We start from the raw sequence: 24,296 nt of genomic DNA on the forward strand, positions 1-24,296 counted from the left end.
TTCATGATGTAGTTACTCACAGACGTGTCTTCCTTTTTATCAAACAACCCATAATAAAATCAATAAAAAAATGAGCTGACATCGTGACAAGAACATTACCTGTCACCTCATATAAAATACCTAGCAAAAAACTGATTCCTACAACAGATGTGAATAATACTGGCTTAGAAAGATACCTAACATGTATCATTGCAAATAATAAACTTGAAAGTATTAGTCCGAAGTGTGTTTGAATGACTCCTCGAAACATCAGTTCCTCACTGAAAGATATAAGAAATGACAAAAAGAAGATATGTTGCACAGAAAGCTTGGAAAATATCCGTTCGTTAATCCCTCCATCATCTAATTTCTCATCCGGGAGAGATTTCATCAAAAGAAGATCAGCTAGAACAACGAGTAAGCCTGCACCACCTCCTAGGAAGACTATATCACTCCAATTGAATTCCACAATTTTAGGAAGAAACCATATCTCCCCAAATAGAAAAGCCCCCAATACAAAGGCTAGAATAAGCATGATCGCCTGTGTTAAGTAAACATTTAATACTAGCTCACGATCAGTTAATTGTTTTACTATTTCAGCCTGTCGGTTTCTCACTGGTATCCTCCCCGCACACTGTCAGCATCCGTTTCAGTTCAGCATCCCAGTCAAATTCTTCTTGTGGTGAGGAATCACTTTGATCATAACTAGCTGTATAATCTTCAAGGTTTAAACCACAAAAATCACAACACGGGTCAATGATATGATTCGTTTCACCGAACCTAACTAATAAACCTTTTCTTCGACACTGCTCTTCTTCTAACCAGCTTTTGAATCCAAACCACTTAGCAAGTTTTTCTTTGCGCCGGATTTCTGTTTCATCAATTATTTTCATTAAAGTAGAATCGACATCAAAAGAGCGAATAACTTTATCCTCTATCACTCCTTCAACTTCTAGGCGGTGGAACAAATAACGCCACGCCGTCTCATTCAACCCAAACTTCGCGCCTTCACTTTCTATTTGATTACTTGAATATGTTTCACCTGATCGGCTAGATAAGTCTCTCATAACTTCTTTAATTTGCACCTCTTTAGGCAGTTCTTTGTCAATAAATGAAAGGGGTAGAAATTCATCTTCTTCTGTATACAAGTGAATAGCTATCGCTTGATTTTGATCCCTTCCCGCTCGACCAATTTCTTGCAAATAGCTTTCGATTGTAGCTGGGGGATGAAAGTGAATCACAAATCGAATGTTGCTCTTGTTAATACCCATTCCAAAAGCATTTGTCGAGCAAACAATGGATAGCTCATCATTTAGAAACTGCTGCTGTATCAATAACCGATCTTCCTGCTCCATTCCTGCGTGATAAGATGCTACGGTTTTCATGTCATCATTTAATTCTTTTGCAATTCTATCTGCCCAGTTCCTGCTTGAGAAATAGATGATTCCAGGTCCTTCTAACTCATTAGCATACCGCTTTAACGCTTGGATTTTCGTTTCAAGTGAAGGCAATTTATCTAGCTTAATAGCAATGTTAGGTCGATCGACGCTGTGTATATGAATAGCGGGTATCTTCATGTGCAATTGATCCATAACATCATTCCGCACTTCATCTGTAGCTGTAGCTGTTAACGCAAGAACCGGAGGTTTACCAAGCTTGTCTCTAATCACACCAAGTTTTAAGTAGTCTGTTCGAAAATCATGCCCCCATTGAGAAATACAATGTGCTTCATCCACGACCATTAACCCTAAATCCAATTGAGTTAAAGCATCTTGCACAAACTTATTTTGAAGAATTTCTGGCGATACGTAAATAAATGTATAACGTGATAAGTTTTTAAGAATCGAGATTCGTTTCTCAAAGGGAAGAAAACCATTTAACGCAACGACTCGCTTTTCTCCTTGTGCTTTTAATTGCTGTACTTGATCTTCCATTAACGATACGAGAGGCGAAACAATAAGAATATGTGCCAGGCCTGCATATGCTGGAAGTTGATAACAAAGCGATTTACCTGCACCTGTAGGAAGCATCGCAAAAACATCTTTTCCTTCTAGCACATCCAAGATGATTTCCTGCTGTCCTTGACGAAATTCGCGGTATCCAAAATGCTTGTATAACAAGTCTGTTAAAGCCATTAAATCCCTTCCTTACAAAGTGTTAATCGGATTTCAAAGTATGAATAATTATCATCTAAATACTGTTTGATTGTTTTTAACCGCTGACTGTTTAATTTCTCGCTGGCTAATCGGATTTCCCTCTGTGCATCTTGAGATACAAAAGGATCAATTGAGAAACCAGGTACATTTATTGCAATTTCTACGAGGTGATCCTCGATCGTGCTTCTCTTTAATCGACGCCTTTGAGCTATTTGTTCTAGCGACACTCCCGATTGAAGAATGGTATACGTCTGCCTAGTTGAAGACGTCAACGGCCACTCGCCCTCATACCCTTTCGCCACTGTTCCCAATATAGGGAATTGAAGAGGATTCTTTTGAATATACGTAAGAAAAGCATGAATTACATTCTGAAATTGTACTGTAGCTTCTTCCACACTAATCTTGTTCGATTTACTCATTTGAACAAAAGTAAGTCCTGTCCTTCCTTTACCACTTAGCCGTTTGACAAATAATGCAGCCTGATGTGCTGGGAGGTGGAGTAAAATAGCTGATATTTCTTTGTACAAATCATTTGCTAAAATGGCTCGCTGTTCTTTCACGCTTGGAAAGTGTAGCCTGACCCAATTTTGAATATTATCTTCTTTGCTTATAGGATAAAAATTCATGTTTCCATGGATTGAATAAGATAGCGTTTGAACGTATAAACTAAGCCGCTGCCAGAATAAATCACTAATAGAATGATACTTCCATCCTTCTAAGTATGTGGGAATAGGATTATCCACTAGGAAAGCGCTCAATTTTTCTTTGCCTTCTAATGTGACCTTGAAACCATCATGTTGGTTAGGCTCAATCAATTTAACTTTTTGAAGCCTAACGGAATGATCTACGAGTTGAGATCGTTTGATTTGCTTCAAAACACCAAAAAAATTTGAAACGTTAAATAGTTTTGCATCCTGAATCGTTTGTGAAGATTTTTTCCCAGTAAGGAGATGGAGAACGGCTGAAAGTGAACGCTCTCCCCTAAAACGGTCAAAAATATATAATAGCACACCGTCTAAATATTGCATGTATCAATCACCCAATTCCTTCTTCTTTATATTGTATCAAATTTTTTCATCTGTTTACTTATTTTAAAACCGGGTAACATTCAATTAGGCGGTAATAAAAGGATTAAACTATTGAAAAGTCAAGTCGCGACCTTTACAATAAGGTTATTAAATACTTTCATTTACGCATAAATTGACGATGAAAGGCATATAGAAGTATTGAATAGGAGGTTAAATCATGGCTAAGTATACTATTGTAGATAAAGACACATGTATTGCTTGTGGTGCCTGCGGCGCTGCTGCACCTGATATTTATGATTACGACGACGAAGGTATCGCATTTGTAACCCTCGATGACAACGAAGGTATCGTTGAAATTCCAGATGTACTTCATGAAGATATGATGGATGCATTTGAAGGCTGTCCTACTGATTCTATTAAGATTGCTGATGAGTCATTTGACGGAGACGCTACAAAATTCGAATAATAAAGAATGGAATCCCTGGTTTTAATACCGGGGGTTTTTTATTTTCGCATCTTTTTCTCTAAAAATGTTCCTAATGAAATTGACACTTTAGTGCTTTCATGATAAAAAGTAAGTTATTAAGTTTTCTAAAAAATGAGAAGAGAGAGACAAAGGGAGTGGAGAAGTTGGCTTACGTTTTAGTAACTGATGGTATTAAGGAAGATGGCTTACAGCCGCTTTTGAATGAAAGCACGATAACATGTGACATTGGATCATTAAATGACTTCAATGATCGTCTAGATCGCTATGAAGCCTTGCTTGTAAGAAGCGCGACAAAAGTAACAGCAGAAGTGCTCGATCAAATGCCTTCGCTTAAAATTGTTGCAAGAGCAGGGGTCGGTGTTGATAACATCGATATTGATGCCGCAACGAAACGAGGCGTCATTGTAGTTAATGCACCTGACGGCAACACTATCTCAACAACAGAACATACTTTTGCAATGATGGCTTCACTCGTTCGAAATATTCCTCAGGGAACGTCGTCATTGAAAAAAGGACAATGGATGAGAAAACAGTATGTCGGAACAGAGTTAAGTGGAAAAACCCTTGGCATTGTAGGAATGGGACGTATCGGTACAGAACTTTCTAGACGCTCTAGAGCGTTTGGTATGGATGTCGTCGTATTTGATCCATTCCTAACAAATGATCGAGCGGAAAAACTCGATGTGGAGTCCGTTGATTTGGATCAGCTGCTTCAAACGGCAGATATTATCACTGTTCATACTCCTTTAACTGATAAAACACGTGGACTCTTAAATAAAGAAACGCTAGCAAAAACTAAAAAAGGTGTTTTCTTAATTAACTGTGCTCGTGGAGGAATTATTGATGAAGAATCACTCATTCCTTACCTCGAATCAGGTCACATTGGTGGCGTAGCACTTGATGTGTTTGTGGCAGAACCACCAGAGGCTGACCACCCTCTCTTAAGCTTTGATCAAGTTATTGCAACTCCACACCTTGGGGCTTCTACAAAAGAAGCACAACTCAATGTTGCTGCTCAGGTAGCAGACGAAGTACTACACTTCCTGAAAGAGAAACCAATTCGAAATGCGATCAACCTCCCTGGTTTTTCAAAAGAAGAATACGAAAAAATCAAACCATATTACGAACTAACTCGTAAGATGGGAAGTATACTCTCACAATGTATGAAATCAGCAGTGAATCTCGTAGAAGTCACTTATGCCGGAAAGCTAACTGAATTAGATACAGCAATCTTGACAAGGAATTTAATGGCGTCCTTCCTTAAATCAAGACTGGACACTACCGTTAATGAAGTAAACGCCCCTTCTATCGCTAGAGAAAGAGGGATTACTTATGGTGAGAAACATAGTTCTGAAACACAGGGATACTCAAATCTTATTTCTGTAACTGTAAAAGGGGATAAAGAGGCCTTCTCACTTCAAGGAACATATATTAAAGAATATGGAGATCGCATTACTCAGTTAAATGGATTTGATATTGATTTTCATCCTCAAGGTCACCTGCTTTATATTCAGCACAATGACCGTCCTGGTGTCATTGGAAACGTAGGAAAGGTTCTAGGGGAACATAAGATTAACATCGCCACCATGCAAGTTGGAAGAAAGACAGCAGGTGGGGAAGCGATTATGATGTTATCTTTTGATAATGCATTACCAAAAAATATTGAAGAAACTCTCGAAGAAGTGCAAGATATCGTGAAAGTAGAACAAATCGGCGGCGTTTAATTCATCTAAAAAAGAACGGGAGCAGTTAGCTCCCGTTCTTTTTTTGTTGCATTTATATTCCGCTGATTTGTGCGCTCATTTGAGCAACAACTTATCTTCAATCACCTATATTTATAACGATATTGACTTGCGCTCTCCTTTTTCGAACGTCATTAATTTAGAATACCCAACTGATTTAGCAAGCTCAACCGCCTTATCATAGTCTGCACCAACGTCTCCCGGAACGTGCGCATCTGATGAGAGGACAATTGGAATATCTTTTTCATAACACATTTTAAGAAGTTCAGGATCAGGATACAATTCACCTACTGGCTTACGCAATCCCGCTGTACTAATTTCGACGCATGTTTTGGAATGAGATAAAGCATTTGTCGCTCGGTCATATTGTTCAAGTAGAAAATCACGGCTTTCTGGTTTGTATTTAAATATCTTTACAAGATCGAGATGACCTACGATATCAAACAAATTTGATTCTGCCAGTGTGACAACTTGATCAAAATATTTGCGGTAAACCGTATTAATATCACGTTCATCCCAAAGATGACGATATTCTGCTAGATCAATCCCAAAGTCTTCAACCCAATGAATGGATCCAATGACATAATCAAATCGATAGCTAGAAATAAAATCTTTCATTTCTTGATGTTTACCTGGGGTATAATCCATTTCAATGGACATCTTAACGTCCATCCCCTGTTTTTCCGCTTCCTGAAAAAGACTAACGTAGTCATCCATGTTGTACCATCTTCTTTCGTTAACCCACGGATTGCTTAAAATATTTTCTGTTTCATAAAAATGATAAGCATGTTCGGAAATCCCAAAATGGCTTACATTTTTGCGCTTTGCTTCTTCAACAAACTGAGATAAATAATCAAGGGTTAATGTACCTTTTTCTAAGTGATTGTGATAGTCAGTATACACAGCTTCAGCTCCTTTTATCGAACTAGTTTGACTCTTCCACTTGTTATTGTAACGTATTAACGGGAAACAAGGATACCTATTCCTTACTCTTTTTCTTCGGTATAAAATGTCACCAATCAAACAAAGAGCTTCCGATTAATTCGGAAACTCTCTTGAGTATGTCGACGGAGTGCCTGTCACTCTTTCACTTTATCAGGTATATAGAAAGAGAACGTTGTTCCTTCTCCGCTCTTGCTGTGGACGGAAATGTGGCCGTGATGAGATTCCACAATGTTACGAGCAATGGCAAGCCCTAGACCCGTTCCTGACCTTCCTCTTGTACGAGCTTTGTCGGCTTTGTAGAAACGCTCAAACACGAATGGAAGATCATCTTCAGGAATGCCAGAACCAGTATCTTTCACGTCGAACTGAACGCCTTTCTCAAGGGAAGTAATTAATAATCTTACTTCCCCTCCTCCTGGTGTATGTCTCACAGCGTTGTCTATTAAATTCGTTAATACCTGTTCAATTCTATCAGGATCAATCATTAACATTCTCTCATCATTTGAGACATGGAAATTTAATTCCACTTGTCGATCTCGAGCAAGTCCGGAAAATTTCCTTACTATTCTTTGTCCAAAATCTTGCAAATGAATATTGCTATAATGCAATTCGTTGTGACCGGCTTCCATTCTAGCTAAATCGAGAAGTTCATTCACTAGCCTTCCCATCCGCAAGGATTCATCGTAAATGATTTGAGCGACCTCTTTCTTTTCCTCGTCACTACTTGCGATATCATCTACGATCGCTTCACTATATCCTTGGAGCATCGCAATTGGGGTTCTAAGCTCATGAGACACATTCGCGATAAAATCCTTCCTTAGCTTATCCAAACGACGTTCTTCTGTCATATCCCTAAAGACAGCCACCGCTCCCCGAATAGCAGATTGGTTATAAAGTGGCGTCATAACAACAACCCAGCTCCGCCCCTGTAGTTCAACTTCTGTTAACTGTTCCCGCTCAAGTGTTACAACAAGACTAAACAATTCATTGATATCCTCAGGCACTTCATTACCAGGCTTTTCTTCCATTCCCTGCTCGTAATACCAGGCTTTCAAAAACCGTTCAGCAGGAGGATTCGTGCTTAATATGGCTCCAGTTTTATCAAAGGTAATAACGCCATCCGCCATACTGCTTAAAATACTAGAAAGCTGTTCCTTCTCTTGATTCAACGCTGTAACATAGTTATTGAGTTGGCGCCCCATACGGTTAAACGCAACAGAAAGTTCGCCAATTTCATCATGGGTCACCATCGGAACTTTCGTATCGAACTTCCCTTTTGCAACCTCTGTAGCTGCTTCTCTCATTTTTAGAAGTGGAGCGGTAATACGAGTAGATAAGAAGAAGGCAAAGATTGTCGTTAAAACAATGGCAATCCCGGCAGCTATGTAAATTAAATTTCGAGCCTGGCTCGTTGTCTTTGCTATAACGTCAAGGGATTGGTATAGAAATACCTCTCCGTTATCTTCTCCATCAAGTTCCATGGGGACACCGACGATCAGAAGTTCATTATGTGATGCGGCCGCTTCATCTGTAACGAAATCTCCCTTTTTAACAACCGTTTCTCGATCAGTAAATACCCCTTTTAAGATGGGATCTTTTTTAAACACATCCAATGACAGCTCTGGTAATCCATGGGCATTGGGCGAATACCTACTATCCCCCTGGCTGTCATTTTCAACGATCATAACCCTAGTAGGATAAAAGTCTGTGATTTCCCAGGCTGTGTCAAGCGCCTGCTCTCGATCATCATATCGTTCAATAACAGAAGCCACTTTATTAGCGAGTCGTTCCATTTGCTCTGCTTCTTTTTCAACATGAAAGTCTTCAAAAAATTGAAGTAAAAGAATTGTTAAGATGGATAGCACAAATGCTACAAGTAAGATGATTGTAAGCCATAGCTTACCAACAACGCTTCTCCAAATCATTATTCTTTAACTGCCTCGAATTTATATCCCACTCCCCATACTGTTGAAATCATTGCAGCAGCATTTGGTGATACTTTATTTAGCTTCTCTCTTAGTCTCTTCACGTGCGTATCAACTGTTCGGAGATCTCCAAAGAATTCATAATTCCAGACATCTTTTAACAGCTCTTCTCTCGAAAATACTTTATCAGGAGCTTTTGCAAGATAATACAATAGCTCATATTCTTTCGGTGTTAAATTAATAATTTGTTCCTCCGCTAACACCCTATGAGCGTCATGATCGATTGTTAAATACGGAAATACAATTACGTTTTTAGTTGTGGTTTCGGTTTGTAAAAATTTCGTCGTCGATGATCTTCTTAACAGTGCTTTAACGCGAAGAACGACTTCTCTTGGACTAAATGGTTTTGTAATATAGTCATCAGCCCCTACTTCAAACCCCTGTACGCGATTAGCCTCTTCCCCTTTTGCTGTAAGCATGATCACAGGAGTGGCTTTTTGTTCACGCATTTGCTGACAAACTTCTGTACCATCCATTCCCGGAAGCATTAAATCAAGTAAAATAAGATCGAAATCATCCTCAATTGCCATTTCCAGGGCTTGTTCTCCATTTTCAGCTTCTTCTATTTCATAATTCTCTCTCTCAAGATACATGCGCAATAGCTTTCTAATACGCTCTTCATCATCTACTACTAATATTCGTGCATCTTTTTCCAAGAAGATTCCCTCCTACATGAGCTCATGTGTTCTATTCTACCATGCATATAGCAATCCAGACCAGTGATGAGAAACCGCATTCACCTCTCACCTTATAAGAAAACCTTCACAAATCGTGAAGGTTTTCGAAGTTATGCATAAGAATGAAGTCCAGAAATAACAAGGTTGACGACAACAAGGTTGAGCATAATGATGACAAAACCTACTACAGCAAGCCAGGCTGATTTCTCACCTTGCCATCCTCTTGAAAGGCGAAGGTGAAGATATGCAGCATAAAAAAGGAATGTAACAAGAGCCCAAACCTCTTTTGGATCCCAGCCCCAGAAGCGTGTCCAAGCGGCCTGCGCCCAGATCATGGCGAAAATAAGTGCTCCTAATGTAAACACTGGGAAACCAATCGCTACTGCACGGTACTGTATTTCATCTACCAATTCTTCATTCACATTTTTAAGTGCTGGTTGAATGGCAGCTCCAATTCGTTTCCTTAAAATTAATCGGACCAAACCATACAAGATCAGACCACCAAATATCGACCAGATTAACGTATTTAACTTATGTGCAGCTTTTTCCCCTTTCATCCATCCGGGTGCTTCAAAAAGAGGTCCAAATTCGTTTCCACTAACATATTGGCCGTCTGTCGGCCCTGCTATGGCTGGCAATGTATAATCCACTGTTATCTGCTGCTCATTTTGATCAACAAATTGATAAGTGGAAGAATACCCAGCAGCTTCAAATCCAAGTGATAGGACAACAAATGCAATCGTGCTAATGAGAGAGTACATGACAAACTCAAGCCAGAAAGTTGATTTGCTCGCTTTAGATTGATTGACTGTTTTAACTAAATAAACAAGTCCTGCTGCAAAACTAATGGATAGAATCCCCTCACCAAGAGCAGCTGTTGTAACATGAATTTTGAGCCAGTTACTTTGTAAAGCTGGAATAAGTGGCTGAATATCTGATGGGAATACACTTGCATAAGCAATCACAATAATTGCAACAGGCATTGCAAATACCCCGATAACATTGCTCTTATATATCAGATAAATAATTAAGAAAGCGAACACCATCGCCATCCCAAAGAATGTTGTAAATTCAAACAAGTTACTAACTGGTGCATGCCCTGCAGCAATCCACCTTGTAACAAAATAGCTCAGCTGAAAAAGAAAACCCACTGTGGAAAGAGCAAACCCCCACATTCCCCATTTTTTTGAATGGGTCATTTCATCCGACTTTCTCCACTTCTTACCAAACAAAGAAATAGCGAATACAATACTTGCTGCAAAATAGATAAAGAAAGCAACATAAAGCAAGTTACTGCTTAATTGAGCCATCTTATCTTGCCTCCTTTCGTGCTAAACATCTATTTCTTTTCTTCCGACTGATCAAGTGGCATATTCAGACCAGTCTCTTTTGTAATGCTTTCTAGCTCTCGTTTCAAACCATACCAGTTTTTATTCGTATGACAGGATAACCACATTTCGTCATCCCCTTTTCGAATCCAAATTCTTCGATGGTTCCAATACATCCCTTGAATAACACCAATCATGAAGATTGCGCCGCCGATCGCTAAAATCCATAATGTATTGTCTTTCCTTACGACTAAACCGGAAACATTTTTTGTATCTACATTTTGAAACGACATTTTGTAATCATTTTCTCCAAGAGGCTCTAAGTTCTGCTTAATCGCAACAAAAGCTACTTCTCCGTCAGGATGTTCTGGAGAAATCATATTAAGTATAAATGCAGGATTATTCGGAACTTTAGATTTAGTTGTTGGCTCACCCTTATCATTAAATTCAAAATCCGGGAAGTAGTCCATTACTTCAACGCTGTAGCCGTTTTCAAGGTTGTATTCTTTCTCAGGATTATAAAGATCAATAGTGAGGTCACCTATAGACTCTCCGGACTCTTTATTGTCCATAGTGAATGACATCTTCTGAAGTTCATTCAATTTATAATCTACCTGGTAAATGGCATACCCTTCAAACTTAAGCGGTTTATTAACTTGAATCGGATGTTCTTTCACTTTCTCAAGTTCTGGATCCGTCCCTGCTACTCTTTCACCAACCTGCTTGTATAAAATAGCATCCGTTTGATAGTTCTTTGCCACGACTGCTTGTCCAGACTCTTCAATCGCATCTTTAAATTTCTCATCTTCATTATCATAAGTTTCTAGAATGAAACCATCACTTTTTAAATAATAGGCTTCTTCCGTCCCTTTGATCTTCTCTGTTTCCCCTTCTCTTAACCAGAGCACCTCATCGACATACATTCCAGGGAAAAAGCGGAGCATTCCGCCGATGAGGAATAGAATGAGTCCAATATGATTTACGTAAGGTCCCCATCTGGAGAAGCGATTTTTCTCAGCAAATAAATGACCATTTTCTTCTTTAACATTATACCTTTTGTTTTCTAATGCTCGTTTAATGCCATTTAAGTCAGGCGAATCATCGCTGATTTCCGTCTTACCAAAATACTTCTGGCGCTTCATGAAACTTTCATGGCGAATGACTCGCTGCTTCTTTAATGAGCGATACAGCGGGACAAACCGATCGAGACTGGCTACAATGAGCGAAAGTCCCAATGCTGCAATTAATAACATATACCACCATGAGCCGTATAAGTTATGAAAACCCAGGTCATAATACAATTGACCAAGTACGCCGTATTGTTCCTTGTAATAAACTGTCGGGTCTGACAGCGGTGGTATGTACATTTCTTGAGGGAAAATAGTGCCTATCGCTGAAGCTACTAACAACAAGACGATAATCCAGATTCCGACCTTTACAGATGAAAAGAAATTCCAGATCTTATCGATGATCGTTGTTTTGTACGTTTGTGACCTTCGCGCACTTCCCTCGTATCTCATATTAAGCAGTTTCTTAGATTCTAAATCACCTTGAAGCGGTTTACCACATACTTCGCATATCTCAGTTCCATAAGGGTTCACATGTCCGCATTCACAGGTGATGTTATTGTTGCTCATTGGAACACCCCATTACGGTTGGATTTGCTGCATATAGCTATCAATTACTTCCTCTGAAAGGCTGGCTTCCGTTTTTTGAACGACCTTGCCATTCTTGTCAATTAAAAAGGTTACTGGAATTGGCCCAACTCCATAGTGATTAGTTACATCATTGCTCTTATCGAGCAACACCGGAAAACTAAGATTATACCGATCAGCAAAGCTTTCGGCAGTCAATTTAGGTTCCGAAACATTTACTGCAAGTATTTCGACGCCTTTTTCTTTGTATTCTTTATACTTCTTGTCCATCGCTGGCATCTCATCTTTACAAGGCTCGCAATAGGTTGCCCAAAAATTCAGAAAGACGCCTTTCCCTCTGTAGTCCTCAAGCTCTACTTCATTTCCGTCTAAATCCGTTAAAATAAAGTTTGGCGCTTGATCTCCGGCCTGTACGATTCCGCTTTCATTTGCAAAAAAGTTTGTATAGAACGTATAGCCGACTGCTATAAAGACGATAGTCAATATAACAGTCCGCACGATCAGCCGGTTTTTCTTTTTCATTCAACCAACTCCAATCAAACAAAGCAATACTACTCTCACTATAACGTGTCGATAAGGGGTCACCTTATCGTTTTTTTGAATTTTGTGTGACAGCTTGGTTACGAAGCTGCTTCACTTCGTAAGGTTTTAGCTCACGATAATCTCCAGGATTCATTCCAGTTAGCTCAAGAAAACCATATCGTTCTCTCTTTAACTTTTGCACAGGGTAACCTAAAGTTTCGAACATACGGCGTACCTGGCGATTCTTACCTTCATGAATGGTCAATTCTACAATTGATTTTCCTTTTTGTTTGTCAACGGATAGAATTCTAGCTCTTGCTTTCGATGTCTTTCCGTCTTCTAGCTGCACACCTCGCTCAAGCTTTTGAATGGTCTCTTTATTCATTAAGCCTTTCACTTTAGCGACGTACACTTTGTCTACATGATAACTTGGGTGCATCAGCTTATTCGCAAAATCACCATCATTCGTTAAGAGCAAAACACCTGACGTATCGTAATCAAGTCGTCCAACAGGAAAAACCCGTTCTTCGATTTCATGGAAATAATCGGTGACGGCTTTTCTTCCTTTATCATCTTCTACTGTTGAAATGACGCCTGTTGGTTTATAAAACAAAAAATAAACCGGCTCTTCACGTTCTACCGGAATCCCGTTCACTTCAATTTTACAGCGCTCAGACACCTTTGTACCGAGTTCAGTTACGACTTTGCCGTTAACTTTCACTCTACCTTCTTCAATCAATGTTTCTGCTTTTCGTCTGGACGTTACTCCAGCTTGAGCAATTACTTTTTGCAAACGTTCCATCAAATTCACCTCACTAAAACATCATACTCTTGTCACAGTCAAACCTCAAGCACAGATTCATTCTATCATTTATTATGCTCAAACAGGAATGTTCCAAACATTCCGTTACAATTAAAAAAGCCATCGAATAAGATGGCTTCTATCCAAATACGAGAGTGACAAATATAATCGCTGCTGCCATCCCGACTAAATCTGCTAACAATCCAACTTTAAGAGCATTTCCCATTCGTTTGATACCAATGGCTCCAAAGTAAACCGTAATAACATAAAGCGTCGTATCTGTACTTCCTTGCATGGTAGAGGCTAGCCTCCCAATAAAGGAATCAGGCCCATATGTGCTAATAATATCCGTTGTCATTGCAAGCGCACCGGTACCAGAAATCGGGCGAATGAGAGCCAAAGGAACGATTTCTGTAGGTACCCCAACCGCTTCTAGTGGTACTCTTAATAATCCACTAAGAAAGGCCATTGCACCAGATGCTCGAAAAACAGAAATGGCTACCATCATGCCTACCAAATAAGGAACGATCGAAACTGCAATAGAAAGTCCTTCTTTACCACCTTCTACAAAGGTTTCATAAGTTGGTACTCTTTTCCACGTTCCGTACGCAAGAATAAATCCGATTAATAAAGGGATAATCCAGATCGATGCATTCACAGAGATCCTCCCCTTTTGCTTCTTCTATAGAAAAAGCGATCAATGAGGATCGCTCCAATTGTTGAACATGCTGTAGCAGCAATTGTTGTACCAACGATTTCCGTTGGTGAAACTGATCCATATTTCATCCGAATAGCTATAACACTAGTTGGGATGAGAGTTAAACTTGATGTATTGAGCGCTAGGAGGGTAATCATTGACCTTGTTGCATTATCTTTCATATCATTGAGCTTTTTTAACTCTTCCATTGCCTTTATCCCCATTGGCGTAGCTGCATTTCCAAGGCCGAACATATTCGCCATCATGTTCGAGAGAATATATCCCATTGCAGGATGACCAGGGGGAACTTCCGGAAACAGCTTCCGCGCTATCGGTTTAAATCCCCTTCCCAAAAGGTCTAACAGTCCTGCTCTCTGAGCAATCTTCATCAATCCCAGCCAGAAAATAAGAACGCTTAACAACCCTATACAAACAGCTACCGCTTCTTCAGCCCCAGTAAATATTGCTTTATTGACTTCTTCCATCGTTCCATTAATTAGAGCAAATAGAATACCAATGAGAAATAAGCCAGCCCAGATGAGATTAACCATTCGGCTCACGCCCGATATCTAATGAAAATAACCCTTTAAAAAATCTCCATAATCCTTTTTCCTTTTTTTCAACGGAGTCAAAAGTAATTGGTGCTTTCACAATTGTCGTGTTATTTAATTTTACGATATACATCCCAACAGGATCATCCGTTGACCCCATTTCATCCCATTTACTTTCATCTGGAGGTTCTACAAGTTGGATTGTGGAGTCAATTTGATCTCTTTCTTCTGAGGTTAAAGGATAGGAAAGATCTCGATTCAATCTCACATTGCCTTTGTAAGGCTCATCCTTCACATCTTTAATTATCCCTTTAGGCTCTAGTAGAGTCAGCTCATAGTTACTATAACCCCAATTAAACATCGAAATATGATCATTCCAATCATCAGGCGCATTTAAAGTAACAGCAATAAGAGTCATACCATCACGTTCAGCAGTAGAAACGAGTGTACGCTTAGCTCGCTTTGTGTATCCCGTTTTCCCACCAGTGGAATCAGAGTATAAACTAGTTAACAGCTTATTTTTATTACGCCATACATAATCCCAATCCTCTGTCGCATTGGGTGCCTTATGTACTTTAGTACTTGAAATAATACGGTAAGTGTCATTATCCATGGCATACTGTGTTAGAATAGCCATGTCATAAGCTGTCGATAGATGATTCTCATGATCATCAAGTCCATGAGGATTCATAAATACTGTGTGAGACATTCCAATTTCTTCTGCTTTCTGATTCATCAATGTAACAAAGCCTTCTAAACTGCCTCCAACTTCTTCAGCAATTGCCACAGCAGCATCATTACCAGAACGAAGCATTAAACCGTATACCAAATTTTCAAGTGTTATTTTCTCTCCTTCTTTTAAATAGAGAGAGGAACCTTCTGTCCCAGCAGCGTTTCCACTAATTTTTACCGTTTCATTCATTTTACCTGACTCAATCGCAATAATTGCAGTCATAATTTTTGTGATACTCGCTATTCGTCTTTGTGTATAGGCATCTTTTTCGTAAAGAACTCTTCCTGTTTCTTGTTCAATTAGTATGGCACTTCTTGCTGAGACGCCTATTCCCTCTGCTACTACACCTCTTGGGATCATGAGAAACAGAAGAGCAGCAATTAAGATAAAGACGCCAATTTTTGTCTTAAGCGATTTCATCATGACATCCACGTCCCTTAAGCTCTATATTTGTACAAGTCTATGAGCAAGAGACGCAGTATATGTCTTTCATTCCTTTCCGGCATTCGGAAACATCACGGGATAATTGGTCGACTCTTTTAAAGCTTTCTCTTCAGCGGGAATACGAACTTTCAGAAGTATTACTGCATTTAGAACGGTAAAAACAATCGCAGTGAAGTAGGAGGAGAAAATAAGTGGCAAAGAGAGAATTTCTAGTGCGACAAATACGTAGTTTGGGTGTTTCAAAAATCGGTAAGGACCTCTTTTTACAACTTCTGCACCTTGTAGAACGATTATTTTTGTATTCCAAAAGCGGCCAAGACTTCTAATTGTCCAGACTCGAAGGCATTGAGCCGAAAGAAACACAAACAGCATAACAGACCAGACGAAGGAGAGAGTGAAACCTCGTAAAATCGCTTCAATCGCTACTGCGAAAAGAAAAAAAACGTGTAGAAGCACAATGTATTTATAATGATTTTTTCCAACTTCTCTGGCTCCCTGCTCTTTCATCCACTTTTCATTTTTTTTAGCTATATATAGTTCAAATAACCTTTGAAACACAAGTAGGAAGAAAACCCCAGTAAATATTAGCTCCATTTTTTATGCTCCTTTTTTCCATTCTAGCAGCAGCAGTTCTGAACAAAAACCAGGTCCGAGAGCTGCCATTAATCCAAGATTTCCATGTTTACACCCATTTCTCAAAAACTGGTCTAGTACGTAAATAACGGTAACTGAACTCATATTTCCATATTCTTTTAATACATTTCTCGATACCGCAGTCATCGACTTATCGAATCCGAGAGCTTCTTCATATGCTGTTAACACTTTTGTTCCTCCAGGATGGGCAATAAAATAATCTATTTCTTGCGTGGTTTTCTCGTGAATAGTGAGGAATTCCAGAACATTAGGTTCAAGCCAACTTGATACAATCGCGGGAATAGACTTAGAGAACACTACGTGCAAGCCTTCGTTGCTAACTTCCCATCCCATCACATCTTCTGAATCTCTCATTAATGTGGAGCATGTGGCGACGATGCCTGGAATGCTCGGCAAGGTTGAACGGCTAAGAAGAGATGAACTCTCACCTGTCAAAAGTACAGCTGATATTCCATCAGCAAAAAGTGCTGTTCCAATAAGGTTGCTTTTGGAAAAGTCACCATGCTGAAAAGTAAGACTACATAGCTCAACATTCACTACTAGAACAGCTTGATCAGGATGGGCAAGACAATAATCATTTGCTCTTGCTATACCTGCAGCACCACCTGCACACCCAAGTCCCCAGATTGGGATCCGTTTTGTATGGGGAGAGAATGGTAGGACATTCATGATTCTAGCCTCTATACTCGGTGTAGAAATACCTGTTGTTGACACAAAAAATATTGCATCGATATCTCTACAATCAATCATTTCATTTAGGTAAAAGGGATTGTTCAGACAGTCCAATACTGCTTCTTTAGCATATTCAACTGAAAGAGAAACGTATTTTTCGTTTTTTTCTTCAAATGTTGGGCCACTACTATACCATTCTAGTGGCATAGCGAAATATCTTTTATCTATTTCAGCACTTTGAAAAACAGGTAGCAGACGATCTATATTTTTAAAATGTGGACCAAATTGCCTTTTAGCAAAAGTCGCAGCTTCTGTTTGCAGAAGACAATGAGGGGGTAAAGATTTTCCGATCGATAGTATCATTGATCTGAGCTCCTATCCTACTCTTTTCAATTAGTGTTCGAAGTTTATTTCATTTTTATTCTAGAACAGTAATTAAATAGAAAATATTGGAAAATACACTCGTTTGAGCCAAAAATGATACATCAATATAAGCGAACATAGTCAAAGCATAAAAAAGATGCCTCAATATGGAGGCATCTTTTCTTTGTTTGAATGTAAATACGTACCTGTTGATTTTATCTCATGGATGATCGTGAGAAGCTCTTGCAAATCCGCCTTCTTAAGCGGATCAAGGAACTCATTTTCACTACTAATATACAAACGTTTTCGATTCGGATAAGACGAAAGGAGATTCAGTGCGATTGCTTCGTGAATGGGGGTCTCATAACCCCAAAATTCTTTAATAGCAGTTTCTGCAAAAACTCCAGGATATAAAACATGAAATCGCTTTACCTTTCCATTCTCCTCATACGTTATTGTAGAACGAACGAATGAATCTTCAGGTGAGTTTGCACGATCTTTTTGAAGCTCCTCGAAAGCAACATGAGTTAACCTCATCGATTGTCCTCCTTCATCATGATCGAACTTAGCATCTACTCAGAGATTTCCTGAAACTTCTCAAAAAATAAGTCTGCTTCCTCATCTTCCTTATCTTCTGTCCCATCAGGTAAAGGGGGGAGATCCTTAATTGAGCTTAAACCAAAATGAAATAGAAACTCTCTAGTTGTTCCATATAAAATCGCTCTTCCAGCTTTTTCGGCTCTGCCCGCTTCTTTAATGAGCAGTTTACTCATTAAAGTTTGTAAAGGCTTATCCGTTTTAACACCGCGAATTTCTTCTATTTCTACCCTTGTTATTGGTTGCTTGTAGGCGACGATCGCAAGTGTTTCTAGAGCTGCCTGCGATAAAGTATGATTACCTGGTGTCGCTACTAGTTTTTCGATATAGGGAGCATTTTTAGCATTTGTAGTGAGCTGATAGCCACCACCAATAAAACTAATTTTAAAACCGCGATCTTTTTCATTGTATTCATCCTGCAAATCACTTATTGCACTTAGAAGGGTGTCTTCTTCCAATGAGATGGTTTCACAGAGATCTTTCACTGTGATCCCTTCATCACCAACTACAAATAGAAGACTTTCGATAATGCTTTTTATTTCTTCGTTTGTCACACAGATGCCTTCCCTTCTCGTTCAAAAATCATAATTTCGCCAAAGTTTTTATCTTGTTCACAAGCCACATCTCTCGTTTTCATTAACTCAAGGACTGCAAGAAACGTCACAATCATATGCCCACGATCCTCTTCACTAAAAAGATCACTAAAACGCGTCTTTCCACTTCCTCGTAGCTGGTTCCGAATAGCATTCATTCGATCTTCAATTGGAACATCTTCACTTTGAATTCGTGTACGCTTTGGTTTCTTTTCTTTTACACGTCTGGACATTTTTTGAAATGCCGCAAGCATATCATACAATGTAACGTCGCCAATGGAGGTTTGACTATCCTCATGACTAAATTCACTAGTATCTACAGGGGGCCGAGCATAAATAAGGCTTCGACTACTTTCTTTTTCCTTTAAATCATTCGCAGCCTCTTTAAACCTTCGATACTCAACAAGACGTTGAACGAGTTCATCACGGGGATCATCTTCAAACTCTGGGTCCTGTTCGAAAATTTCTTCTTCTTTTTGAGGAAGAAGCATTTTGCTTTTTATCGCAAGCAACGTCGCAGCCATAACAAGATATTCACTTGCCACATCAAGTTCTAACTCTTGCATTGTATGGACAAACGTTAAGTATTGATCTGTAATTTGCGAGACTGGAATATCATAAATATCCACTTCGTACTTATTTATAAGGTGGAGCAAAAGATCCAATGGACCTTCAAATGCATCAACCTTTACACTGTATTGCTTCATTTTCCATCTTCCTTTATCCAAGTCCATCTAGTATTCCGATTATATCACATTTACAATAGGGGCTTACAGCAATGCAAGAAAACCATCAGGTTCATTTTTAACGTAAATTGTTTTCCATTGATCGTTAACAGTTTGATAGCACCCTGACGACTGATCGCTATTTTGATCCACAAGAGCACTCGCTTTATCCATTTAACACACATGTGCTACACTACTAAAAGAAATGGAGGAATCAGCATGTATTCAAAAGCCTATATTGATTATTTGGCTCATTTCCATGGACTTCGTGATTATTTTGAATGCCATGAAATCCTCGAAGAACATTGGAAAGAGGATCCGCGTGGAAGTCGTAAACTTCATTGGGTAGGTCTTATCCAAATTGCTGTTGGCCTCTACCACCATCGACGCGGTAATTTCACAGGGGCAAAGAGAATGATTGCTAATGCCATACGCATTTCCAAAAGCGAAAGTGAAGAACTCGATAAATTAGCGATAAATATTGATCAACTTTCTAAAAACCTATCAAACGAGTTACAACTCATCAACACTCACTCTCCTTACCAGGGATTTGACATTCCTCTCACAAGCTCCACCCTTCAAACGGCTTGTGAAGAAAGATGTCGTGAACTTGAATGTACTTATGGTAGTAAAAGCGATCTTTCGAATATAGAACTCATCCATCGTCATACGAGACGTGATCGATCAGATGTGATTGAAGAAAGAAAACAACAATTTGAAATAAAACAACAGAAAAGGAACGGCTAAGCCGTTCCTTTTCTTTGCATCTTACTTCATATTTTCTTCCAAGTGACACCTCTCAAAAAATGTCCCTGTATATTCATTTCCCTTAATAGATATTTCATCACTTAGCATTTCTCGAAGTGCTTCAACCATTTGTTTTCCAATTCCTTGATGGCGATGGGAAGGATTAACACTAATATCCTTTAGCTCTACTTCGTTGTCGTTTACCCATTCAATCCCGAGCAATCCGATAATATCTTCTTCTTTCCAAAGAAAAAGCTGCAAAGAATCCATATCCTCATAGTCTTTAATCGATTGTTGCAGTTTCTTAATATCTTTTTCATTCGGCATGAAGCTTAATAGCCCCATGGCTATTTTCTCATGAGCTTTCTTATAACGAATTAGCATGATTATCCCTCATTAAAGTAATTCTTGGCTTTCCGTTTAATAACTTATTCTAAAATCAATTAGAATGTTAAAGTGATTCGACGAACAAGCTCAGCTAGCATGATAATGACAATGATCACACAGACCTAAGAATCAACCATTTTCTTTCTCTCTTCATGGCTTTACGACTCCAAACTCTTTTGCCCTTCATCGCATACCATACTCATCATAGCCAAAAATGAACTGATAATCAACCTTCAAATGATTTTGATAAATTAGCCATTTCAATTGCTGCCGTTGCAGCATCCCAGCCCTTGTTACCAGCCTTAGTCCCTGCACGTTCAACAGCTTGTTCAATGGTGTTTGTGGTTAATACTCCAAAAATAACAGGTACACCCGTCTGCATCGTTAAATTCGCTACGCCTTTAGAAACTTCTCCACATACATAATCAAAGTGTGGTGTAGCCCCGCGAATAACCGTACCAAGCGTAACAATTGCATCATATTTTCCTGTTTCAACCATTTTCTTTGCGGCAAATGGAATTTCAAATGCTCCAGGAACCCATGCTACATCAATGTTTTCTTCGGACAAGCCATGACGCTTCAATGCGTCTTCAGCACCTCCAAGTAATTTACTTGTAATAAATTCATTAAATCTTCCTACTACTATACCCACTTTTAATCCAGATCCAACCAAATTTCCTTCAAATGTTTGTCCCATTATTAATATCCTCCTATGTTCATACGTGAATTTTTAGAAATGAAGCATGTGTCCTAGCTTACTATGTTTTGTTTTTAGGTACTTTTCATTCTCTTTTCGAGAAGCCATCTGAAGAGGTACCCTAGATGCTACTTCAAGACCATAACCTGTTAACCCAGCTATTTTACGTGGATTGTTTGTCAGAAGGTTCATTTTAGAAACACCAAGGTCTCTCAAAATCTGTGCCCCTATTCCATAATCCCTTAAATCAGGCTTAAATCCAAGTTTCTCATTCGCTTCAACTGTGTCGTAGCCCTGTTCTTGCAGTTTATAAGCTTTCATTTTATTAAGGAGCCCGATACCTCTTCCTTCCTGGCGCATATACAAAAGCACGCCATGACCTTCTTCTTCAATTTGTGCCAATGCAGCATGTAGTTGTGGACCACAGTCACATCGAAAAGATCCAAACACATCACCAGTTAAACATTCAGAGTGAACTCGCACAAGAGTTGGTTGATCTGGTAAAATTTCTCCCTTAATCAAAGCTACGTGCTCTTTCTGATCAAGAATATTCGAATACCCTACCGCTCTAAAAGAACCAAACTCAGTCGGAAGTTCTATTTCTACTTCTTTTCGAACAAGAACATCTTTACGATTACGATATTGAATCAAATCTTTAATCGTAATCATTTTCAAATCATACTCTTCAGCAATTTTCTTTAGATCAGGAACGCGCGCCATTTCACCGTCTTCTTTCATAATTTCACAAATAACACCAGCTGGGGCAGAGCCAGAGAGTCGTGCCAAATCGACCGCCGCCTCCGTATGACCTGCTCTTCTTAAGACCCCTCCATCCTTAGCAATCAATGGAAAAATATGACCTGGTCGATTAAAGTCTGAAGGTTTAGCATCCGTGTTAATTAAGTATTGAATTGTAGATGCTCTTTCAGCTGCCGAAATTCCTGTAGTTGTACTTTTGTGGTCGACACTCACTGTAAACGCTGTACCATGAGAATCTGTGTTATGATCTACCATTGGGCTCAACTTCAGTTCATTTGCACGCTCTTCCGTAATCGGCGTGCAAACAAGGCCTCTTCCTTTTGTAATCATGAAATTGATTGTTTCTGGTGTGACTTTATCGGCTAAAGCGATAAAATCCCCTTCATTCTCCCTGTCTTCATCATCACAAACGATCACCACCTTGCCTTGCATTAAATCATAAATCGCTTCTTCTATTGTATGGAACATATACGATGACCCTCCTGATAGTACCATTATTTAAATCCATGATCTTCAAAAAACTGACTCCCAAGTGAAGCAGTAGGTTCGGGTTTTGAACCGCTTCTTTGCTCCAAGTACTTCATAATGTATTTACCAAGCATATCGCATTCTATATTCACTGTATCTCCTACTCTTTTTCTCCCAAGCACCGTCTCCTCAACCGTATGGGGGATAAGAGATATAGTAAGAGAGTGCTCCCCTATTCCAAAGACCGTAAGACTAGTACCATCAACAGAAACTGAGCCTTTTTCAACAAAGTAAATTAAAAGGTTTCGCGGAATCGAGATGTCATAATAAACAGCATTATCAATTTGTTCTACACGAGTAATTTTCCCCACACCATCAACATGTCCAGAAACAAAATGACCACCAAAGCGTCCATTTGCAGACATAGCTCTCTCCAGATTCACCGATGAGTTTGGTCCTAGCTGTCGAAGACTGCTTGCACGAAATGTTTCAGGCATAATATCTACGGTAAAAGAAGAGTCTGTATACGTCGTAACAGTTAAGCACACGCCGTTTATCGAAATGCTATCTCCTAAATGAACGTCTTTTAAAATAGTCGACGCCGCAATTTGCATTGCAATGGATTCTCCTGATTGTTGAACACTTTCAACTCTTCCAATTTCTTCTACAATACCTGTAAACATTAAGAAAGCCTCCTTGATGAAATAATTCGAATATCATTTCCAATTTGTTCTACGCTATCCACTTGTAAATCGATCGCTTCATTCATCGTTTGAAAACCTGTACCCCCGAAAGCCGTAGGAGATTGACTCCCACCAATAAGCTTCGGCGCAATGTATGTAATAACTTGTTGAAAAGATCGTGATTCAAGAAAGCTACCGTGTATTTCTGAACCACCTTCAACAAATACTGATGTAATTTCTCGTTCCCCTAAAAGGTCAAGAACTTTATCTATTGGGAGCAGTGGATCTATGACATCGATGATTTGGACATGTTTTGGGAAGGTTCGCTTATTTTTTAGCGCAGCTCGTTTTGTTGTAATGATCCATGTTTCTGCATTCTCATCACTTATTACTTTAGCGTCAGAAGGCATCTTCAATTGACGATCTAACACGATTCTAATCGGCGATAGGCCTTCACCGTAACGAGTCGTTAGTGATGGGTCATCAGAGAGGACCGTTCCAATACCTACAAGAATGGCATCATGTTGATGACGGAAGGCATGAACATCTTTTCTCGAGTCTTCCCCCGTAATCCATTTACTATCACCTGAATGAGTTGCTATTTTGCCATCAAGCGTTGTAGCAGCTTTCAACGTTACAAATGGTCTTTTCTGTGTAATGTAATGGAAAAACATCCGGTTTAGCTGTAAGGCTTCTTCTTCCATAAGCCCAATATGGACAGCTATGCCTGCTTTCTTTAGTTTAGTTACACCATTTCCTGCGACCAGGGGATTCGGATCTTGACTTGCAATAAATACCTCTTTGACTCCCGCTTGAATTAAAGCATCAGCACAAGGAGGCGTCTTTCCATGATGACTACATGGCTCCAGTGTCACATAGGCAGTACTCCCACTTGCTTGATTGCCCGCCATCTTGAGTGCTTGAATTTCGGCATGGCCTTCTCCAGCCCTTAAATGAGCTCCCATCCCCACGATACGCCCACTATTAACAATGACGGCTCCTACGGAGGGATTCGGACGCGTTTGACCTAACGTACTTCTAGCCATATCGATCGCTGTTTTCATAAAATCCGTATGATTCATCGTATTTACTCCTGTTCCACTCTCCATTATTGGTTGAGAAGGAGAACAAAAAAAGCCTCCCAAAACACAGCTGTGCTGGGAGGCAAAAGTATATGCCAAATAAGCCTTTTGAATCTATGATTCAAAAGGAAATTGGTC

The 24,296-nt window shown here is 39.4% G+C and carries 27 protein-coding genes; 3 read left to right on the top strand and 24 right to left on the bottom strand.

Annotated features, from left to right (window positions below; all coding sequences use genetic code 11):
- Nucleotides 1–16: 16 nt before the first annotated feature.
- From ABVF21_RS16330 to ABVF21_RS16340, 3 genes are read right to left on the bottom strand one after another with little or no spacing between them, the layout of a single operon-like run.
- Nucleotides 17–595: a CPBP family intramembrane glutamic endopeptidase gene (locus ABVF21_RS16330; protein WP_371018602.1), complete on the bottom strand. Its 579-nt coding sequence runs from the start codon at nt 593–595 to the stop codon at nt 17–19.
- On the bottom strand, nt 576–2,114 hold the full coding sequence (locus ABVF21_RS16335; RefSeq protein ID WP_371018603.1) for a RecQ family ATP-dependent DNA helicase: 1,539 nt from the start codon (nt 2,112–2,114) through the stop codon (nt 576–578). Before ABVF21_RS16335 ends, ABVF21_RS16330 begins: the two co-directional genes overlap by 20 nt.
- The gene (locus ABVF21_RS16340) at nt 2,114–3,163 is read right to left on the bottom strand and encodes a helix-turn-helix domain-containing protein (protein WP_371018604.1); all 1,050 of its coding nucleotides are present in this window, start codon (nt 3,161–3,163) and stop codon (nt 2,114–2,116) included. The genes ABVF21_RS16335 and ABVF21_RS16340 overlap by 1 nt, the downstream gene beginning before the upstream one ends.
- 217 nt (nt 3,164–3,380) lie before the next feature.
- Between ABVF21_RS16340 and ABVF21_RS16345 the strand changes: the two genes are divergently transcribed.
- Both ABVF21_RS16345 and serA read left to right on the top strand, forming a co-directional pair.
- Nucleotides 3,381–3,629 (top strand): ferredoxin, encoded by a 249-nt coding sequence (locus tag ABVF21_RS16345; RefSeq protein WP_194221965.1) that lies wholly within the window; start codon nt 3,381–3,383, stop codon nt 3,627–3,629.
- Nucleotides 3,630–3,793: 164 nt separating this feature from the next.
- Nucleotides 3,794–5,374 carry a phosphoglycerate dehydrogenase gene (gene serA, locus ABVF21_RS16350; RefSeq protein ID WP_303530920.1) on the top strand — a complete coding sequence of 527 codons (1,581 nt, stop codon included), beginning with the start codon at nt 3,794–3,796 and terminating at the stop codon, nt 5,372–5,374.
- 111 nt (nt 5,375–5,485) lie between these two features.
- On the opposite strand, the gene ABVF21_RS16355 is transcribed toward serA, so the two are convergent.
- The 16 genes from ABVF21_RS16355 to ABVF21_RS16430 all read right to left on the bottom strand — a co-directional run bounded on the left by ABVF21_RS16355 (nt 5,486) and on the right by ABVF21_RS16430 (nt 19,509).
- Nucleotides 5,486–6,295 carry a histidinol-phosphatase gene (locus ABVF21_RS16355; RefSeq protein WP_303530918.1) on the bottom strand — a complete coding sequence of 270 codons (810 nt, stop codon included), beginning with the start codon at nt 6,293–6,295 and terminating at the stop codon, nt 5,486–5,488.
- 176 nt (nt 6,296–6,471) lie between these two features.
- The gene (locus ABVF21_RS16360; RefSeq protein WP_303530916.1) at nt 6,472–8,262 is read right to left on the bottom strand and encodes an ATP-binding protein; all 1,791 of its coding nucleotides are present in this window, start codon (nt 8,260–8,262) and stop codon (nt 6,472–6,474) included.
- A complete protein-coding gene (locus tag ABVF21_RS16365; protein WP_194221968.1) occupies nt 8,262–8,978 on the bottom strand; it encodes a response regulator transcription factor in 717 nt (238 codons plus the stop codon). The genes ABVF21_RS16360 and ABVF21_RS16365 overlap by 1 nt, the downstream gene beginning before the upstream one ends.
- A gap of 131 nt (nt 8,979–9,109) precedes the next feature.
- A complete protein-coding gene (ccsB, locus tag ABVF21_RS16370; protein WP_303530915.1) occupies nt 9,110–10,309 on the bottom strand; it encodes a c-type cytochrome biogenesis protein CcsB in 1,200 nt (399 codons plus the stop codon).
- A 29-nt stretch (nt 10,310–10,338) separates the two neighbouring features.
- Nucleotides 10,339–11,964 carry a cytochrome c biogenesis protein ResB gene (resB, locus tag ABVF21_RS16375; RefSeq protein ID WP_303530914.1) on the bottom strand — a complete coding sequence of 542 codons (1,626 nt, stop codon included), beginning with the start codon at nt 11,962–11,964 and terminating at the stop codon, nt 10,339–10,341.
- 12 nt (nt 11,965–11,976) lie between these two features.
- On the bottom strand, nt 11,977–12,504 hold the full coding sequence (gene resA, locus ABVF21_RS16380; protein ID WP_303530913.1) for a thiol-disulfide oxidoreductase ResA: 528 nt from the start codon (nt 12,502–12,504) through the stop codon (nt 11,977–11,979).
- 64 nt (nt 12,505–12,568) lie between these two features.
- Entirely contained in the window at nt 12,569–13,306 is a 738-nt protein-coding gene (locus ABVF21_RS16385; protein ID WP_194221972.1) for a pseudouridine synthase, read from the bottom strand.
- 139 nt (nt 13,307–13,445) lie between these two features.
- Nucleotides 13,446–13,964 carry a spore maturation protein gene (locus ABVF21_RS16390; RefSeq protein WP_371018605.1) on the bottom strand — a complete coding sequence of 173 codons (519 nt, stop codon included), beginning with the start codon at nt 13,962–13,964 and terminating at the stop codon, nt 13,446–13,448.
- Nucleotides 13,961–14,554 (bottom strand): nucleoside recognition domain-containing protein, encoded by a 594-nt coding sequence (locus ABVF21_RS16395; RefSeq protein ID WP_371018606.1) that lies wholly within the window; start codon nt 14,552–14,554, stop codon nt 13,961–13,963. The genes ABVF21_RS16390 and ABVF21_RS16395 overlap by 4 nt, the downstream gene beginning before the upstream one ends.
- Nucleotides 14,547–15,707 (bottom strand): D-alanyl-D-alanine carboxypeptidase family protein, encoded by a 1,161-nt coding sequence (locus ABVF21_RS16400; RefSeq protein ID WP_371018651.1) that lies wholly within the window; start codon nt 15,705–15,707, stop codon nt 14,547–14,549. The genes ABVF21_RS16395 and ABVF21_RS16400 overlap by 8 nt, the downstream gene beginning before the upstream one ends.
- Before the next feature lie 69 nt (nt 15,708–15,776).
- Nucleotides 15,777–16,325: an isoprenylcysteine carboxyl methyltransferase family protein gene (locus ABVF21_RS16405; RefSeq protein WP_371018607.1), complete on the bottom strand. Its 549-nt coding sequence runs from the start codon at nt 16,323–16,325 to the stop codon at nt 15,777–15,779.
- 3 nt (nt 16,326–16,328) lie between these two features.
- Nucleotides 16,329–17,420: a type III polyketide synthase gene (locus ABVF21_RS16410; RefSeq protein ID WP_303530907.1), complete on the bottom strand. Its 1,092-nt coding sequence runs from the start codon at nt 17,418–17,420 to the stop codon at nt 16,329–16,331.
- A gap of 162 nt (nt 17,421–17,582) precedes the next feature.
- A complete protein-coding gene (locus tag ABVF21_RS16415) occupies nt 17,583–17,957 on the bottom strand; it encodes a hypothetical protein (protein WP_303530905.1) in 375 nt (124 codons plus the stop codon).
- A gap of 35 nt (nt 17,958–17,992) precedes the next feature.
- Complete coding sequence (scpB, locus tag ABVF21_RS16420; protein WP_194221978.1) at nt 17,993–18,571, bottom strand: SMC-Scp complex subunit ScpB; 579 nt, start codon at nt 18,569–18,571, stop codon at nt 17,993–17,995.
- Nucleotides 18,568–19,317 (bottom strand): segregation/condensation protein A, encoded by a 750-nt coding sequence (locus ABVF21_RS16425; RefSeq protein ID WP_303530902.1) that lies wholly within the window; start codon nt 19,315–19,317, stop codon nt 18,568–18,570. The genes scpB and ABVF21_RS16425 overlap by 4 nt, the downstream gene beginning before the upstream one ends.
- Nucleotides 19,318–19,380: 63 nt before the next feature.
- Nucleotides 19,381–19,509 carry a hypothetical protein gene (locus tag ABVF21_RS16430; RefSeq protein WP_303530900.1) on the bottom strand — a complete coding sequence of 43 codons (129 nt, stop codon included), beginning with the start codon at nt 19,507–19,509 and terminating at the stop codon, nt 19,381–19,383.
- Nucleotides 19,510–19,554: 45 nt separating this feature from the next.
- Between ABVF21_RS16430 and ABVF21_RS16435 the strand changes: the two genes are divergently transcribed.
- The gene (locus tag ABVF21_RS16435; protein ID WP_226613871.1) at nt 19,555–20,082 is read left to right on the top strand and encodes a DUF309 domain-containing protein; all 528 of its coding nucleotides are present in this window, start codon (nt 19,555–19,557) and stop codon (nt 20,080–20,082) included.
- A 21-nt stretch (nt 20,083–20,103) separates the two neighbouring features.
- Here the strand turns inward: ABVF21_RS16435 and ABVF21_RS16440 are convergent, their stop codons facing one another.
- From ABVF21_RS16440 to ribD, 5 genes are all read right to left on the bottom strand, one after another.
- Nucleotides 20,104–20,466 (bottom strand): GNAT family N-acetyltransferase, encoded by a 363-nt coding sequence (locus tag ABVF21_RS16440; RefSeq protein ID WP_194221981.1) that lies wholly within the window; start codon nt 20,464–20,466, stop codon nt 20,104–20,106.
- A gap of 229 nt (nt 20,467–20,695) precedes the next feature.
- Nucleotides 20,696–21,166 (bottom strand): 6,7-dimethyl-8-ribityllumazine synthase, encoded by a 471-nt coding sequence (gene ribH / locus ABVF21_RS16445; RefSeq protein ID WP_194221982.1) that lies wholly within the window; start codon nt 21,164–21,166, stop codon nt 20,696–20,698.
- A gap of 33 nt (nt 21,167–21,199) precedes the next feature.
- Nucleotides 21,200–22,393 carry a bifunctional 3,4-dihydroxy-2-butanone-4-phosphate synthase/GTP cyclohydrolase II gene (locus ABVF21_RS16450; RefSeq protein WP_371018608.1) on the bottom strand — a complete coding sequence of 398 codons (1,194 nt, stop codon included), beginning with the start codon at nt 22,391–22,393 and terminating at the stop codon, nt 21,200–21,202.
- 26 nt (nt 22,394–22,419) lie between these two features.
- Nucleotides 22,420–23,076 (bottom strand): riboflavin synthase, encoded by a 657-nt coding sequence (gene ribE / locus ABVF21_RS16455; RefSeq protein WP_303530893.1) that lies wholly within the window; start codon nt 23,074–23,076, stop codon nt 22,420–22,422.
- Entirely contained in the window at nt 23,076–24,158 is a 1,083-nt protein-coding gene (gene ribD / locus ABVF21_RS16460; RefSeq protein WP_303530892.1) for a bifunctional diaminohydroxyphosphoribosylaminopyrimidine deaminase/5-amino-6-(5-phosphoribosylamino)uracil reductase RibD, read from the bottom strand. Before ribD ends, ribE begins: the two co-directional genes overlap by 1 nt.
- Between the last annotated feature and the right edge of the window lie 138 nt (nt 24,159–24,296).

This window comes from Pseudalkalibacillus sp. JSM 102089 (genome assembly GCF_041366475.1).
GTDB lineage: Bacteria > Bacillota > Bacilli > Bacillales > Guptibacillaceae > Guptibacillus > Guptibacillus hwajinpoensis_B.